Here is a 14,916-nt window from a genome sequence, read left to right as displayed (position 1 = left end):
CACTATGACCCGCCCTGAGACCGCGTATCGAAAGACCCCAATTCTCATTGCTCTCGCGCTATCCATCCTGCTTGTGTTCGGGGTGATTATCGGGGCGAAGATCGTGTATGACCGTGCGGCGCAGCAACCAGTAGCGATGGCCTCGCTCGACTCCCCAGATGCGGATACCGCGGAATGCCAGCAGTTTGTGGACGCACTACCGGACACATTCGCGGGGCATAAGCGCGCCGAACTTGCAGAACCCGCCCCGAACGGCGCCGCTGCGTGGGCGTCGAGCAGCACCGAGCGCATCACTTTGCGCTGTGGCGTCTCAGTACCGCTTCAATACACCAAGATCACCCCCACCGAGGAGATCGACGGTGTGCAATGGATACGTGTAGACGATGCCACCCCCGGTTCGACCCTTCGTACCTGGTTCGCGGTGAACAAGTTCCCGCTCGTGGCCGTCACCGCCGATGACCCAGCGCTCGACGGCCAGGGGATGCCTCTGAAGGATTTGCCGCTCGATGGCTTAGAAAATCGCAACGCCAAGCCCTTCCCGATTCCACTAGCGCAGGAGGCCGCGGAGGCGTCGAAAAGCTGTAAGCACCTGCTTGAAGCTCTACCCGAGCAGCTTGACGACGACTACGCGGCCACGAACACCGATCTGCCGCAGACGAAGGCGTGGACGAGCTTTGGCAAAGAACCCGTAGTGCTGCGGTGCGGCGTGGAGTTTCCCAAGGCGTATAAGGCTGGCGCGCAGCTTCAACAGATCAATGGCGTTCCCTGGTTCGAAGACACCACCTTGGGCAACGGCACCACAGCGTCCACCTGGTACCCGATGGGCCGCGATGTAGTGATTGCGGTGTCAGCCCCGAATGAGGGGAACGCCGTGTTGGTGCAGCTTACCAAGACGATCCGGGAATCCACTGCCTCAGCTTAGGGCCTGCTCAATCAGCATGCGCAGCAATTGGGCATAGGCAACGCCCGAGGCCTCAAAAACCTTCGGGTACATCGAAATGGGCGTGAAGCCCGGCATCGTGTTGATCTCGTTGAGCACCGGGCCGTTCGCGGTGACGAAGAAGTCCACGCGCGCAAGGCCCCTGCAGTTCAATGCATCAAACGCCTTGAGTGAAATCTCGCGGAGTTGTTCGAGGGTTGCCTGCTCGAATTGTGCGGGGATTTCTGCCGAAACGACGTTGTCTAAGTATTTGGTGTCAAAGCCGTAGAAGCCTTCTTCCGAGTCATCAATGTCCAGAAGTTTTGCCGGGACTGAGGCGACGCGAGTGCCGTCGGCGTATTCCAAGACGCCACATTCAACCTCGTCGCCGATAATCTCTGATTCAACAATCACCTTGGCGTCGTGTTCACGGGCAAGCGCAAGAGCCTCATCGAGGTCTTCCCAACGCTCGACGCGAGAAATGCCGATTGAAGAGCCACCGCGCGCAGGCTTGACAAACACCGGGAGCCCCAGTGTGTCGCGTTCCTCGGCGGAAAGCGTCCGATGTTCACGCAGCACCACTTCCTCACCAACGGGGAGGCCTTCCGCTTTTAGCAGCTTCTTCGTGAATTCTTTATCCATGCCACAGGCGGAGCTCAACACACCCGTGCCCACATAGGGCACACCGGAGAGTTCGAACAGACCTTGAATCGTGCCGTCTTCACCGAAGGGGCCGTGTAGTACTGGGAAGATGACATCGACTTTTGCGTGCAAGGTGCCGTCGCTAAGCCGGAATTCGCCGCGATGAGCTGGGTCTAACGCCAAAGTCACCGCTTCGCGCATCTGCACCTCGGGCATGACGCGATCTTTTGTTTGGAGTTCCTCGACGTCACTAGTGCCCACCGTCCAAGCGCCGGTTTTCGTAATGCCGATGGGGACCACCTCGAAGCCTTCCAGATGGCTCATCACTGCGCCTGCGGATACGCAAGACACAGAATGCTCGGAACTTTGGCCACCATAAATGACGGCCACGCGTATGGGATTGTTTGCAGCTTGATTCACGGCTGCAAAGTGTACCCGCTAGGGGCTCAAGTTATTGGCTCGGGATCTCTGATTTCTTCTGCCTGCCCATCAACGCCTGCACCATATCGCCGACGTCCAAGCCCAAATGGCACACACCGTACACGGCTTGGGTGATTGGCATTTCCACTCCCAGGGAGGTGGCCAAGCTAAACACCGACTGAGAAGAAATGACGCCCTCTGCAACCTGCCCATTGGATGCCGCACGGGCGTCTTCGAGGCTCTGGCCCTCACCCAGGCGAGCACCGAAGGAACGATTGCGCGACAAAGGTGAAGAACACGTCGCAACAAGATCTCCCAGCCCAGCGAGGCCCGAGAAGGTGCGCGGATCGGCGCCAAGGGCTTCCCCCAGACGAGAAATTTCGGCGAGACCTCGCGTAATGACGGTGGCTAGGGTGTTTTCTCCAAGCCCCTGACCTGCTGCCATGCCGCAGGCGAGGGCGATCACGTTTTTGCACGCGCCGCCGATTTCGCAGCCAACTACATCGGTATTGGTATAGGGGCGAAAATAGTTTGTAGCAACGGCCTGTTGCACTGCAACCGCGTTGTCTTGATCAGTGCAGGCGATCACCGTGGCAGCTGGTTGTTCCTCCGCGATCTCGCGGGCGAGGTTTGGGCCGCTGAGCACGGCAATTCGGCTTTCCTCTACCCCACTGACCTCTGCAATCACTTGGCTCATCCGCTCGAAGGTCTTCGCCTCCACGCCCTTGGCAAGGCTCAGCAAGATCGTGTCTTGGGAGATATGCGGAGCCCACTGCTCAAGATTGCTGCGCAACGTCTGGCTGGGCACGGCAAGCACCAGGATGTCGGCCTGGAGCGCATCTGCAGGATCCGAAGTCGCGCGAAGATTGTTCGGAAGCACAACGTCGCTGAGGTACTTATGATTTTTGTGCTCCTGGTTGATCTCATCAGCCACCTCGGCGCGGCGCGCCCACAAGGTGACGTGATTGCCGGCGTCGGCGAAGACTTTCGCCAGCGTGGTTCCCCACGAACCTGCGCCCATGACCCCGATCTGCTTCATCACGTCTCCTTTAATGCAGTGCTTCAAGTGTGGCAGCGTCGAGTGTAGCGCCCATTCAGCAAACCCGGCGTGAACCCGATACCCTAATAGGCGTGGCTGATCAATCCTTAAACCAAGAAGAACATCACATGCAGGGTCGTTTCCAGCAGATCCCGAGCCAACCCGCGAAGGAATTCAAGCGTTCCACCTTGGCGGCGGGTGCGGTGCTGTGGCGCGAAGGTGAAGTGGCGGTGATCCACCGCCCTCATTACGACGATTGGTCACTGCCGAAAGGCAAAGTGGATCCCGGCGAATCGCTGCCGACTACGGCGCATCGGGAAATCCTTGAAGAGACGGGTTACAACGTTCGCCTTGGCAAGCTCCTGGGCAAAGTCACGTACCCAGTGGGAACTCGCACCAAGGTGGTCTACTACTGGATTGCCAAGGTACTCGGAGGCTCCTTCAAGCCCAACAAGGAAGTGGATGAGCTGCGTTGGTTGCCTATCGACGAAGCCCTGCAGCTGCTGAGCTATGAGGTTGATCGCCAAGTGCTGAGCAAAGCCGCCAAGCGCCTCGCTGCACCCGCTGATACTCGGATCCTGTATGTGCGGCATGCACGCGCTTTCCAGCGTCACAATTGGGCCGGCAATGACGATGTGCGCCCGCTGGATAAGAAGGGGCGGCGTCAGGCGGACATGTTGGTGCCGATGCTCAGCGCCTACTGCCCGGATGCGATTTATTCGGCATTGCCGCAACGATGCCAGCTCACCGCCGCACCATTGGCAGAAGAACTGGGCATGGACGTCCAAGTCGATCCACGCCTGGGCGATCAAGGCTGGATTGAGAACATGAATACCTCAAAAGCTGCGATGCGCGAGATTATCGCTCGTGGCGGAACTTCTGTGGTGATAGCCCAGGGGTTGGTGATTCCCGACGTCATCGCGTGGCTCTCAGCAGAAGGCACCCTCCCACTGGATTCCATCGAAGCGAAAAAGGCCAGTGTGTGGGTACTATCCTTCCGCGAAGGTGAGCTGTGCGGCGCTGATTATCTTAAGAGTCCGCTTCCGGTGAAGTAGCGGGCTTGAAGCTCGGACGCTTAGCTTCGTACTTACGAATGGCATCTTCTTGACGCAGCGTGAGTCCAATATCGTCGAGGCCTTCCATGAGCCGCCAGCGCGTGTAATCGTCCACCTCGAAGGAATACACATTGCCTTCGCAGGTGGCCGTTTTCTTCTCTAAATCCACTGCAACGGTGGCACCGGGCTGCTGCTCCAATTGCTTCCACAGCAGCTCAATGTCTTCTTGTGCCATTTGTGCTGCGAGCAGACCGGCTTTGCCCGCATTACCGCGGAAGATGTCGGCGAATCTTGACGAAAATACCGCCTTGAAACCATAGTCCATGAGTGCCCACACGGCGTGCTCACGCGAGGAACCAGTACCGAAGTCTGGGCCTGCCACCAGCACCGACCCCTTCGCGAATTCCTGGCGATTTAACACGAAGTCTGGGTCCTGGCGCCAGTTGTGGAACAGCCCATCCTCGAACCCCGTGCGCGTGACACGCTTGAGGTAGACCGCTGGGATGATTTGATCGGTATCGACGTTTGAGCGCGTCAGTGGGACGCCAATTCCTGTGTGCTGTTGAAATTTCTCCATGATGAATTGCTCCTAGAGATCTGTGGGGCTTGCGAGGCGGCCGACGACGGCGGTGGCGGCTGCAACTTCGGGTGACACCAGGTGTGTTCTTCCCCCTGGACCTTGGCGCCCCTCGAAGTTGCGGTTTGAGGTCGAGGCGCTGCGCTCTCCCGGGGCGAGTTGATCCGGGTTCATCCCCAGGCACATGGAGCATCCGGCGGTGCGCCACTGTGCCCCGGCTGCTTCGAAAACCTTGTCCAGGCCTTCGGCTTCGGCTTGTTCTTTGACCATAGCGGAGCTTGGCACCACGAGCATGCGCACGCCTTCGGCCACCCGACGTCCACGGATCACTTCGGCCGCGGCACGCAAATCTTCAATGCGGGCATTGGTGCAGGAACCGAGGAACACGGTGTCAATAGCGATATCGCGCAATGGGGTTCCAGGTTCCAAGCCCATGTACTTCAGCGCCTTTTCGGCGGCCGCGCGTTCGGCGTCGCCGGCGATGAGTTCTGGATCCGGCACACATTCGCCTAGTGGGAGCCCCTGGCCGGGGTTGGTGCCCCAGGTGACAAAGGGGGTGATCGCTGATCCGTCGATGTCTACAACGGTGTCGAACTCCGCGCCTTCATCGGTGGGCAAGGTCTTCCAGTAGGAAACTGCTGCGTCCCAGTCCTTGGGCGCCATTTCGCGGCCTTTGATGTAATCGAAGGTGGTTTGGTCCGGCGCGATCATGCCGGCTCGGGCTCCCGCTTCGATGGACATGTTGCAGATGGTCATGCGGGCTTCCATAGAGAGCTTCTCAATCGCTTCACCGCGATATTCGATCACATGACCTTGCCCACCACCGGTACCGATTTTCGCGATGATCGCCAGGATCAAATCCTTCGCGCTCACGCCCGGCTGAAGTTCCCCAGACACGTTGATCGCCATGGTCTTGAAGGGCTTGAGCGAGAGCGTTTGCGTGGCCATCACGTGCTCTACTTCGGAGGTACCGATACCGAATGCCATGGCACCGAAAGCGCCGTGGGTGGAGGTGTGCGAATCGCCGCAGACGATCGTCATGCCGGGTTGTGTGGCACCGAGCTGCGGGCCGACCTGGTGCACGATGCCTTGACGCTGATTACCCATCGGGTAGAGCTTCACGCCAAATTCTTCGCAGTTCTTGCGCAAGGTTTCCACTTGGGTGCGTGAGATCTGGTCGCGGATTTCGAGCAGCGAACCCTTGACGATTCCCTCGGTCGGCACGTTGTGATCCTCGGTGGCCAGATGCAGTTCCGGGTGCCGCATCTTCCTTCCGGCGAGCCGCAGTCCGTCAAAAGCCTGTGGTGAGGTTACTTCGTGAAGGAGCTGGAGGTCGATATAGATGAGGTCCGGATCTTCGCCTTTACCTTCGACGATGACGTGATCGCGCCACACTTTTTCTGCGAGTGTCAGCGGTGCTTTCATTCGCTTCACCTTCCAGCTAGATTCCCGCCTGATGGGATGTTAATATCATTACATGGGAAAGATTAGCACAGAAAGCGGCATCAAAGTCCTGGATCGCGCCGTTGCCATCATGCTGACCGTCGCGGAGGCTCCAATGAGCCTGGGCGAACTGTGCGAATCCACAGGGCTTCCCCGAGCCACCACGCACCGCCTCGCCACGGCACTGGAAGTCCACCACATTCTCACCCGCACCTCCGAAGGAAAGTGGGCCATCGGAGAAGTGCTGGGCTCCCTAGGGGGCAATCGCCAAACAAAGCTTATCGACGTTGCCACGCCCATCATGGCAACGCTGATGAACTCGACAAAGGAATCGGTGCAACTCTATCAACTCGCAGGCACCGAGCGAGTGTGTATAGCAGCCCAAGAACCAGCGATGGGTCTGCAAAACACCGTGCCCGCGGGCACCCGCCTACCACTGACCGCCGGTTCTGCAGCCCGCGTGTTCCTAGCTTTCAGCAACCCGCATCTTCGAGACGCGATCCTGGAGCAAGGGGCAAAATTTACGCTGGCAGATCTTGAACAAGTCCATGCTCAGGGATGGGCTGCGTCGATAAGCGAAAGAGAAGTAGGGCTCGCGAGTATTTCGGCACCAATTTTTAACAGCGAAGGCGCGTTCCTTGCGGTGCTCTCGATGTCCGGCCCAGCAGAACGCTTCCGCGGTAGCGAGCGTTGGGCAGATGACCTAGTGGCCGCGGCGCAAAAGCTCAGCAACCAACTGTGATAGCTCCTCAACGAGCGGATGCTCAATCCGCAGCCGTTTGAGCACTTCCTGATACCACCAACACTGCCCCTGGTAACCCGTTGAAAAACGTTCCCAAGGGTCTTCTTCTTGCAGTGTGCACCACAGATTGTGCACCTTGTCCGCTGCGATGATCTTGAGCGCCTCGGGCGGCGCGGAGCCCATTCGCTCCAAGTAGTCCTCGGCGCGTGTCCACCAATCGGGATGGTTGGATTTGGTCACGGCCTGCACCAGTTCGCGGACCTCGGTGCCGAATTCCTTTTCGATCTCGCTTGGAGCCACGTCCCGATCCTCAATGGCGTCGTGCAACAAAGCCGCAATCCTGGTATTTTCCGGCTCGTTTTCAAGCAGCGTAGCCACGGCAAAGAGGTGGGAGACGTAGGGCGTTAGGGTGCCCTTGCGCATTTGCCCGTCATGGATTTCACAGGCGCGCTGGATAGCAAAAAGGAGGCGTGGATTCACGCCTCCTGATGGTACCCCGTACGGGATTCGAACCCGTGTTACCGGCGTGAGAGGCCGGCGTCCTAGGCCACTAGACGAACGGGGCTAGCGACTTAAAAAATATTAGAGTCCTACCGTTCATCACAACAAATCGCCAGCTCAACGGGTACGGGGTGCTATGTATGCGTCAGGGTTCGTCGAAAAGCTGAAGCGCCAGAAAAGGCCCACAACGCAAAAAATCAGCCGACTTTCATCGACTGATCATTTGTACCCCGTACGGGATTCGAACCCGTGTTACCGGCGTGAGAGGCCGGCGTCCTAGGCCACTAGACGAACGGGGCTTAGGCTTAAAGCCAGCTGGCCTACCAGGACTCGAACCTAGAATGACGGTACCAGAAACCGTAGTGTTGCCAATTACACCATAGGCCAATGTTGTGCGGCTGAGGTTTCCCCCTGCTGTGCAACGAGGATTAATATAACCACATTCCTGAAAGCCACACAAACTTGCAGGTCAGGATACCTGATAAGGGGTTTGACTGCGGGCTGCACGCAAGCGCTTTAACGTGGATTCCTTACCCAGCAGCTCCATGGATTCAAACAGCGGCGGCGAGACGGCAGCGCCGGAAATACCGACACGAAGCGCTCCGTAGGCCACGCGGGGCTTGAGCTCTAGCTTCTCAATGAGTGCGCCGTGCAGTGCTCGCTCAATGTTCTCGGTGTTCCACTCCTCCACTGCTTCGAGGGCGGCGATACCCTCGTCCAGCGGTTGAATGGCGGCTTCCTTCAAGTTCTTCTTCGCGGACTTTTCGTCCAATTCCAGGTCCTCGTCCGCGGTGACTAAGAACTTGAGCAACCCGTAGGCATCGGAGAGCGTCTTGATGCGCGTTTGCACAAGATCGGCCGCGATGGCGAACTTTTCATCCGGGTACTCAAAGTCGAAGTACTCCCGCAGGTAGTCACGCAGGCGCTCGCGGAAGTCTGCCGGGTCGAGGAGTCGAATGTGGTCGGCGTTGATGGCTTCGAGTTTCTTCTGGTCGAATCGCGCCGGATTGGGCAGCACGTCGGCCACGTCGAAGTTGGCCACAAGTTCATCCACAGAGAAGATATCTTGATCGTGACTGAGCGACCATCCCAGCAGAGCGAGATAGTTGAGCATGCCCTCGGGGATTATGCCGTGGTCGCGGTGGTTGAACAGGTTGGACTGCGGATCGCGCTTCGAAAGCTTCTTATTGCCCTCGCCCATCACAAAGGGAAGGTGGCCAAATTCCGGGGTGCGCTCGGCTACACCGATCGCCTTGAGCGCCTCATAGAGAGCAAGCTGGCGTGGGGTGGAAGGCAACAGATCCTCACCGCGCAGCACATGCGTGACGCCCATGAGGGCATCGTCGACGGGGTTCACAAGGGTATAGAGGGGTGCGCCATTGGAACGGGCCACCACGAAGTCCGGCTGGGTTGAGGATTTGAATTCGATTTCGCCACGGACAAGGTCGTACCACTTCCAATCCTGATCCGGCATTCGCAGGCGCCACACGGGCTTGCGGCCTTCAGCCTCGAATGCTGCGATCTGCTCATCGCTGAGGTCGCGGTCGAAGTTGTCGTAACCGAGCTGCGGATCGCGTCCGGCCGCCTTGTGCCGCTCCCTGACCTCATCCGCCGTGGAGTAGGCGGGATAGATATAACCGCCTGCTTTCAGTTTTTCCAGGACGTCTGCGTAGATGTCCATGCGCTGGCTTTGGCGGTACGGCTCGTGCGGCCCACCCTTGACCACGCCTTCGTCCCAATCCATGCCGAGCCACTGCAGTGAATCGATGATTGCCTGGTAGGACTCTTCGGAGTCTCGCTGGGCATCAGTGTCTTCGATGCGGAAGATGAGCTTGCCGCCATGGTGGCGGGCGTACGCCCAGTTGAATAGTGCGGTGCGCACCATGCCCACGTGGGGCGTGCCGGTGGGCGAAGGACAGAATCGGACGCGTACTTCAGACATGGGTTTTATACTAGACTGTCCTGCCATGTGTGCCTCACCCCGTCCCGCTTCCGCGCCCGATTTCCTCTTATCGAGAGCGCATGGTTCGGTTCGCACGCAGGGTGCGAAGGAGCGCTTCAACAGAGTCGAGGATGCGCTTGCTGCGCTGCACCGTGGCGAGATGGTGGTTGGGGCTTTAGCTTTTCGACGTGACCACGCATGCGCATTCACTGTGCCCGTGAAGATCGTGCGCGAAGATGGGCCGTTGGAACCCCACGCTTACTATCGTCAAGGTCCTGGATCAGTACTGCACGCTGAGCTGGCAGCGCTGGTGCCGGAGGAGGCCGAGCACGAGCGCCGTGTGGAAGCGGCAATCGAGACCATGAAACAAACCATCCTCAACAAGGTGGTGCTGGCCCGGGCGGTAGATGTGCGTTTTGATCCTCCCGTCGATCCTCGGCTCATTGCCGCGCGCCTCATTGATCTCTCCCTCAACCGTGACGGTTTCATCGTCGATCTCACGCCCGCCGGTGAAGATTTCGTCGGCAATATGCTGGTTGGCTCCTCCCCCGAGGTCCTCATCAAGAAGCAGGGTTCCACGATCAGCGCCTACCCACTCGCCGGATCCGCCCCCAGGGCTGTCGATCCCATCGAGGACAAGAAGCGTGGTGAGCGTTTGCTCGCATCGAACAAGGATCTCAGGGAACACAGCTTTGTAGTTGAGCATCTCCGCCGGAAGCTCGCCCCGCTGTGCTCTCAACTCGACATCCCAACAACTCCCGAACTCACGTGTACCAACGAGATGTGGCACTTGGCCACACCGGTTCTTGGCACCCTGAAACAGTCCGATCTCACCGCATTGGAACTGGCCCAGATCGTCCATCCCACTCCTGCGATCTGCGGCACCCCAACCGAGTCCGCCGAGGAACTAATCTCCTTCGCCGAGGCTGATCGCCGCTTTTACGCCGGGGCCGTTGGTTGGGCCGAGGGCATTGATGGAGAATTCATGGTCGCCATCCGCTGCGCCGAAGTTTCCGGCGACGGCACTCATGCGCGTGCATGGGCTGGAGGCGGGATCGTCGAAGAATCCAATGCCACTGCAGAGGTGGCGGAAACTAGCGCCAAGCTACGAACCATCATGAAGGCACTGGGGCTAAAGCCAGGATTTCACCTTCCGGAAGCGTGACGCTCCGAATGCCGTCAATTACCCAGGTCACCACGCCATCTGGCGTCATACTGCAGCTCACCTGCCGCTCGGTTTTCATGTTGTGGTGACGCCTGCACAGCAATTGTCCGTTGCTCACTTCGGTCGGACCTCCCCTGTTGAACTCAAGCACGTGGTCGATGTCGCAGGCGTGCGCTGGCACTTCACAGCCGGGGAATCTGCAGTGCAAGTCCCGCATGGTAATGATGTGGCGCAACTTCGCAGGAAAGGCATAGCCCTTGCCTTGCTGTTCAATATCCAATTGTCGAATCCGGGCGCGCTGATGAATCAAGGTGGTCATCGACTGCGGAATCACGCTGCCGTCTACCAGAGATAACTTGCCCTTGTGCTGATAGACATTGACTACGGCTTTTGAATCCTTCCCTAGCAGTGCCTGCCAGAGCGCGTCATGTTCACTGCACTGCCACTCGTGGGCTAGTTCACGGAGGCGATCTTTCATTAACCGGGTGCCACCGTGGGTCGAGGTGACTACGAGCTGCGAAGTCAATTCATCTACTTGGCGTATCCGCACGGCGTTGGGAGGCGGATTCCAGTGGAAAGGTGCGAGTTTGCGCCGCAAGAATCCTCCGATAATTCGAGCTGAGGGGATAGCGCGAAAACGGCTGGGCGTTAGGAATTTAGACAAGGCTTCATCCAGTGCCTCCAGGGATGCTATATCCGCCAGGATACTTCCGATGGTGGCAAGCCTGCCCATGTCTAAGTGGAAGTGTTCGAAGAACTGTTCACGGAGCTTTGGTAGGCGCTGAAGGATCCAGACCGCTTGGAACCGACGCCGGACATAGCTCACCGATCGATCAAGGACGATCGCCAATTTTTGGACCTGGAATCCAATTCCCGGCGAATCCGGGGGTGGGGTCAGACTCTCCCACCAGTGGAATGCTTCTTTTCTTCTCTCCGCGATAGTGTTTCGTAGGGCTTGGCATTGTGGATCGAATTCGCTGAGGTGCCGAATGAGCATGGTGTTCCTTTCTGTTCGTCAATATGGCAGCTCCCCGTACTGCTGCCCCTAGACTAAACCCCCACCCCCGATCACCCGTTCGATGATTAGCACAGTTGTTCGAATTCCACTCCAAAGTAACGGCCCCGCCAACCGCGGGGCCTCAGCGCTTAGGCGCGCTCTACCGGATTACCCAGTTTGCCAATGCCAGGGATCTCGATTTCGATGAAATCGCCGGGGAACATCGCCGCAGTACCGGCCGGTGAGCCAGTGCAGATAATGTCGCCTGGCAGCAGCGTCATGGAGGCGGTGATGAACTCGATAATTTCGCCCAAGTTCATGATCATCTGGTTCGAGTTTGAGTCCTGCTTCGTCTCCGTCACGCCATCGTGTGTGAGGTGAGCCTTGATGGGCAGGTTGCTGGTGTCGATGGAATCCAGATCTGTCTCAATCCACGGACCTAGCGGAGCGAAAGTGTCAATACCTTTCGCGCGAGCCCACTGACCATCAGCAAACTGCAGGTCGCGGGAGGACACGTCGTTAATGATGGTGAAGCCACGGACTACCTGCTTCCAGTCCTCAGCCTTGACATTTTTGCACGGCTTTCCGATCACCAGCGCGAGCTCACCCTCAAATTCAACCTTGGTGGCAAATTCCGGAATTTTGATAGCGGCACCGGGGCCAACGACGGCTGTCGGCGGCTTCAGGAACAGCGTTGGAGGCAGGTGCTCCGCACTTTTTTGGAACACTTCTGCAACGTGATCTGCATAATTTCGGCCAATCGCCACGATTTTCGAAGGCAACATCGGTGCAAGCAGGCGAACGTCGCTAAGCTTCCACTCTTTGCCCGTGAACTTCGGTTCAGTAAATGGAGTGCCTTCGATCTGGCGGCACAGGGCGTCGTCGCCATCGCCCTCCACCACGCAAAATGTCATACCTTCGGGGGTTGCAATTCGTCCAAAACGCATGGAGGCTATCCTAGCAGTGCTTTCAAGCTCGTCGCCTTCGTATTCTGCAACAAGGCCAAATACAGCTCTGCGCAGGCCAAAGCATCACTTAGGGCGTTGTGGTTGCCATACCAGGGCAGCCCGTAGCGCTCCCGCACCCGGGCCAGGCGCAAATCTTCACCCCTCGGATACGTACCCATTCTCTCCATATGCCGCCGCTCAAGCGCGAAAGTGTCCACCACCGGCGCGCGCAGAGGCGCGTCGAAATGGCGTTGGCACGCGACATCCAAAAAAGATGATTCCAGGCTGGCGAAGTGTGCGAGCATCACGCGGCCACGCAGCGCATCAAAGAACTCCTCCAGGGCCTCCGGCAGCGCCACCCCTTCGCGCAGCATGGCGTCGGTAAGCTGATGCACCGTGGCAGACTCCCCTACCGATCGATTGCTGTGGATCACGTGGTAGCCGGCACCGCCCAAGATGATCTCGAAGCCGTCGATCGGCACCCAACCGATCGAGATAATGCGATCCTTGGATGCGTCGAATCCCGTGGTCTCGATATCAACGGCGAGCAATTTGAGCTCGTCAAGGCTTGTCGACGACCCCGGCCACGGCTGCTCAAGCAGGCGCGCGAGTTCGCCGCTGGGCTGTGGTTTCGCGCGGAAAAATCCAAACATTTTAGATATTCCGAACCGGGTATTTGGTGCTCAACGCACTTTGCATATTTTTGATGATCTGAAAGGCATCACGCAGATGCTCTCGATCCAGCTTCTTCAATTCGTTGGGATTGACGTGATAATCGGGCTGCCGCCCCATCCGAAGCTGCTCAGCCTGATGCCGCAACGCGATGGTTGAAAGAAATTCAAACGCATCCGTGAGATCCTGCGCACCGCGCTCGGAAACGCTGCCCGCCCGTGCCGCCAGTTGCAAGCGTTGACGGGTTCCAATCTCACTCACCCCACCTGCGATGGCGAAAAGCCTTGCAAGCTGCGTCACCGCATAAATGCCGCCCTTTTTCAGGTCCAGTTGATGATGATGCTCCCCGCTTCGCTCCACTACGAAGCCGCGGAAGAATCCAAGCGGCGGCTCGCGCCTGGCGGCCAATGTGGCCAAGTGTGCGTGTAAGCGCCCGGAATGTTGAGCCATGTCAATAGCCGCCGCGTGCACCTCAGTGGCGAGACTCCGGCTGCCATGCACCGCCCGAAAATCGAAGAAGGTCTGAGCATGGAGCAAGGCCTCCGGTTCCGGTGCCGTGATCCATTGCTGGAACGTGCCAATCCACTCCGACTGCGTCATGCGCCACTCAGGATTCATGGCCATCATCTCACCCGGGCACAACACTTGGCCGGCGGCATCCAGCCCGGTGCATACGCGGCGCGCGAGTGCCTCGAAGTACGGCTCATGTTCGGGGCGGTAGGCGTCGGAAAGCACAAGACAGTTGTCCTGATCAGAGGCAAGCCCCATTCCCTTTCGCGCCTGGGAGCCTGCCACCACGAACGCGTACTCAACCGGAGCGGGGCCAAGCTCCCCCTCTGCAAGCTGGCACAGCCGTCGTGCCAAACCGTCAGCGGCGAGCGTCATCACCGCGCTCACTGCCTCCGCGCCTGCGCCCCGCTCAATGAAGCGCAACGCCACATCCTTTGCCATGGAATAGGCCTCGTTCAGCTCCGCATCGGTGGATCGCGCGGCCAAATCTGCAGTGATATACATAGGGTCATTACGCAGCAAGCGCATGATATCGGCGGAAGAAACGATGCCCACTAGGCCCTGCTCGGCGTCAACTACGGGCAGGTGATGGATGCCCAGCTCCGTCATGCTCAGCATCGCTTCAAGCGCCGTTGTTTCGGGCCGTGCACACTCCGGGTTGGCCGTTGCGATCTCTAAGATGCTTGCGTTCACGTCCTTCGCTTGCGCCACCACCTTCGTTCGCAAGTCCCGATCTGTGATGATGCCCGCAACTCGTTGATCTTCAAGAATCAGCAGCGAGGAAACGTTGCGCTGGCTCATCACTTGCGCAGCCTCGCGGATGGACACGTCCCCCACCGTCGCTGCATCGCGGATCATGAAGTGCTCAAGGGGCGTGCGCAACAGCTCCGAAGAGGAATCGGAGCGCAAACTTTGAGCAGCCGCGCTCATGCGTTTTGACTGGCTGGAAAAGAAGCGCTCAAAAGCTGGATCTTCCCGACACACTGCAAGGAACGGTTCGCGAGGAATAAGCAGTAGGAGACTGTCCTCCACGCTGATCATCTGGTAGCGGCAGGAGTTTTCGCCAAAAATTGTGGAGTAACCAAAACACCGTCCCGCGTCTCGGCGATCAAGCAGCACGCCTTGCTCATCGAGCACGTCGACGGCACCAGAACGGATAACAAAGCAATGCTCATTTGGCTCGCCAATGTCGAGGATGGTTTCACCAGCCCGGAAATAGCGCATGGTGCTGTTTGGCGGCAGGTTGGCCAGCAGTTTCGGATCAAGCTGCGCAAACGGTGCGTGCTCCTGAAGAAAATGCTGGACTTCCACTAATTCCACGTTCATGGGATCAGCTTAATGGTGA

14 protein-coding genes and 3 tRNA genes are annotated in these 14,916 nt (G+C 58.4%); 4 read left to right on the top strand and 13 right to left on the bottom strand.

Going from position 1 to position 14,916, the window contains the following annotated elements; genetic code table 11:
* Positions 1–4: 4 nt before the first annotated feature.
* Entirely contained in the window at positions 5–922 is a 918-nt protein-coding gene (locus tag CGERO_RS04910; protein WP_123933803.1) for a DUF3515 domain-containing protein, read from the top strand.
* Here the strand turns inward: CGERO_RS04910 and CGERO_RS04905 are convergent.
* Both CGERO_RS04905 and CGERO_RS04900 read right to left on the bottom strand, forming a co-directional pair.
* Positions 914–1,981: a D-alanine--D-alanine ligase family protein gene (locus CGERO_RS04905; RefSeq protein WP_123933801.1), complete on the bottom strand. Its 1,068-nt coding sequence runs from the start codon at positions 1,979–1,981 to the stop codon at positions 914–916. The two genes, CGERO_RS04910 and CGERO_RS04905, sit on opposite strands and share 9 nt — an antisense overlap.
* Positions 1,982–2,012: 31 nt before the next feature.
* Positions 2,013–3,020: an NAD(P)H-dependent glycerol-3-phosphate dehydrogenase gene (locus CGERO_RS04900; RefSeq protein ID WP_123933799.1), complete on the bottom strand. Its 1,008-nt coding sequence runs from the start codon at positions 3,018–3,020 to the stop codon at positions 2,013–2,015.
* A gap of 128 nt (positions 3,021–3,148) precedes the next feature.
* Between CGERO_RS04900 and CGERO_RS04895 the strand changes: the two genes are divergently transcribed.
* Positions 3,149–4,075 (top strand): NUDIX hydrolase, encoded by a 927-nt coding sequence (locus CGERO_RS04895; RefSeq protein WP_123935951.1) that lies wholly within the window; start codon positions 3,149–3,151, stop codon positions 4,073–4,075.
* On the opposite strand, the gene leuD is transcribed toward CGERO_RS04895, so the two are convergent.
* On the bottom strand, positions 4,050–4,652 hold the full coding sequence (gene leuD, locus CGERO_RS04890; RefSeq protein ID WP_123933797.1) for a 3-isopropylmalate dehydratase small subunit: 603 nt from the start codon (positions 4,650–4,652) through the stop codon (positions 4,050–4,052). The genes CGERO_RS04895 and leuD overlap by 26 nt on opposite strands.
* A gap of 12 nt (positions 4,653–4,664) precedes the next feature.
* Positions 4,665–6,077: a 3-isopropylmalate dehydratase large subunit gene (leuC, locus tag CGERO_RS04885; protein WP_123933795.1), complete on the bottom strand. Its 1,413-nt coding sequence runs from the start codon at positions 6,075–6,077 to the stop codon at positions 4,665–4,667.
* Positions 6,078–6,129: 52 nt separating this feature from the next.
* On the opposite strand from leuC, the gene CGERO_RS04880 reads away from it, so the two are divergent.
* A complete protein-coding gene (locus CGERO_RS04880) occupies positions 6,130–6,837 on the top strand; it encodes an IclR family transcriptional regulator (protein ID WP_123933793.1) in 708 nt (235 codons plus the stop codon).
* Here the strand turns inward: CGERO_RS04880 and CGERO_RS04875 are convergent.
* The 5 genes from CGERO_RS04875 to gltX form a co-directional block, all read right to left on the bottom strand.
* Entirely contained in the window at positions 6,799–7,317 is a 519-nt protein-coding gene (locus tag CGERO_RS04875; protein ID WP_123933791.1) for an HD domain-containing protein, read from the bottom strand. The two genes, CGERO_RS04880 and CGERO_RS04875, sit on opposite strands and share 39 nt — an antisense overlap.
* 9 nt (positions 7,318–7,326) lie before the next feature.
* Positions 7,327–7,402 (bottom strand) — tRNA-Glu (locus CGERO_RS04870).
* Positions 7,403–7,564: 162 nt separating this feature from the next.
* Positions 7,565–7,637: transfer RNA gene (locus CGERO_RS04865), tRNA-Glu, on the bottom strand.
* Positions 7,638–7,653: 16 nt separating this feature from the next.
* Positions 7,654–7,725 (bottom strand) — tRNA-Gln (locus tag CGERO_RS04860).
* An 82-nt stretch (positions 7,726–7,807) separates the two neighbouring features.
* Positions 7,808–9,280 carry a glutamate--tRNA ligase gene (gltX, locus tag CGERO_RS04855; protein ID WP_123933789.1) on the bottom strand — a complete coding sequence of 491 codons (1,473 nt, stop codon included), beginning with the start codon at positions 9,278–9,280 and terminating at the stop codon, positions 7,808–7,810.
* Positions 9,281–9,305: 25 nt separating this feature from the next.
* Between gltX and CGERO_RS04850 the strand changes: the two genes are divergently transcribed.
* A complete protein-coding gene (locus CGERO_RS04850) occupies positions 9,306–10,445 on the top strand; it encodes an isochorismate synthase (protein WP_123933787.1) in 1,140 nt (379 codons plus the stop codon).
* Here the strand turns inward: CGERO_RS04850 and CGERO_RS04845 are convergent.
* From CGERO_RS04845 to CGERO_RS04830, 4 genes are all read right to left on the bottom strand, one after another.
* The gene (locus CGERO_RS04845; protein ID WP_123933785.1) at positions 10,396–11,442 is read right to left on the bottom strand and encodes an HNH endonuclease signature motif containing protein; all 1,047 of its coding nucleotides are present in this window, start codon (positions 11,440–11,442) and stop codon (positions 10,396–10,398) included. The genes CGERO_RS04850 and CGERO_RS04845 overlap by 50 nt on opposite strands.
* Before the next feature lie 149 nt (positions 11,443–11,591).
* Positions 11,592–12,389, bottom strand: a complete 798-nt coding sequence (locus CGERO_RS04840) for a fumarylacetoacetate hydrolase family protein (protein ID WP_123933783.1) — start codon at positions 12,387–12,389, stop codon at positions 11,592–11,594.
* Between the two features lie 5 nt (positions 12,390–12,394).
* Positions 12,395–13,042 (bottom strand): 3'-5' exonuclease, encoded by a 648-nt coding sequence (locus CGERO_RS04835; protein WP_123933781.1) that lies wholly within the window; start codon positions 13,040–13,042, stop codon positions 12,395–12,397.
* Position 13,043: 1 nt separating this feature from the next.
* A complete protein-coding gene (locus CGERO_RS04830) occupies positions 13,044–14,897 on the bottom strand; it encodes a putative nucleotidyltransferase substrate binding domain-containing protein (RefSeq protein ID WP_123933779.1) in 1,854 nt (617 codons plus the stop codon).
* Between the last annotated feature and the right edge of the window lie 19 nt (positions 14,898–14,916).

Origin of the sequence: Corynebacterium gerontici, assembly GCF_003813985.1 — a bacterium.
Lineage (GTDB): Bacteria > Actinomycetota > Actinomycetes > Mycobacteriales > Mycobacteriaceae > Corynebacterium > Corynebacterium gerontici.
The sequence above is the reverse complement of the archived record's forward strand: the minus strand, read 5'-3'. Positions and strand labels throughout refer to the sequence as shown.

Bases quoted from the DNA above. Each gene is read 5' to 3' on its own strand.
- CGERO_RS04910 (WP_123933803.1), top strand. From the start codon at position 5: ATGACCCGCCCTGAGACCGCGTATCGAAAGACCCCAATTCTCATTGCT.
- CGERO_RS04900 (WP_123933799.1), bottom strand. From the start codon at position 3,020: ATGAAGCAGATCGGGGTCATGGGCGCAGGTTCGTGGGGAACCACGCTG.
- CGERO_RS04895 (WP_123935951.1), top strand. From the start codon at position 3,149: ATGCAGGGTCGTTTCCAGCAGATCCCGAGCCAACCCGCGAAGGAATTC.
- leuD (WP_123933797.1), bottom strand. From the start codon at position 4,652: ATGGAGAAATTTCAACAGCACACAGGAATTGGCGTCCCACTGACGCGC.
- leuC (WP_123933795.1), bottom strand. From the start codon at position 6,077: ATGAAAGCACCGCTGACACTCGCAGAAAAAGTGTGGCGCGATCACGTC.
- CGERO_RS04880 (WP_123933793.1), top strand. From the start codon at position 6,130: ATGGGAAAGATTAGCACAGAAAGCGGCATCAAAGTCCTGGATCGCGCC.
- gltX (WP_123933789.1), bottom strand. From the start codon at position 9,280: ATGTCTGAAGTACGCGTCCGATTCTGTCCTTCGCCCACCGGCACGCCC.
- CGERO_RS04850 (WP_123933787.1), top strand. From the start codon at position 9,306: ATGTGTGCCTCACCCCGTCCCGCTTCCGCGCCCGATTTCCTCTTATCG.
- CGERO_RS04845 (WP_123933785.1), bottom strand. From the start codon at position 11,442: ATGCTCATTCGGCACCTCAGCGAATTCGATCCACAATGCCAAGCCCTA.
- CGERO_RS04840 (WP_123933783.1), bottom strand. From the start codon at position 12,389: ATGCGTTTTGGACGAATTGCAACCCCCGAAGGTATGACATTTTGCGTG.
- CGERO_RS04835 (WP_123933781.1), bottom strand. From the start codon at position 13,042: ATGTTTGGATTTTTCCGCGCGAAACCACAGCCCAGCGGCGAACTCGCG.
- CGERO_RS04830 (WP_123933779.1), bottom strand. From the start codon at position 14,897: ATGAACGTGGAATTAGTGGAAGTCCAGCATTTTCTTCAGGAGCACGCA.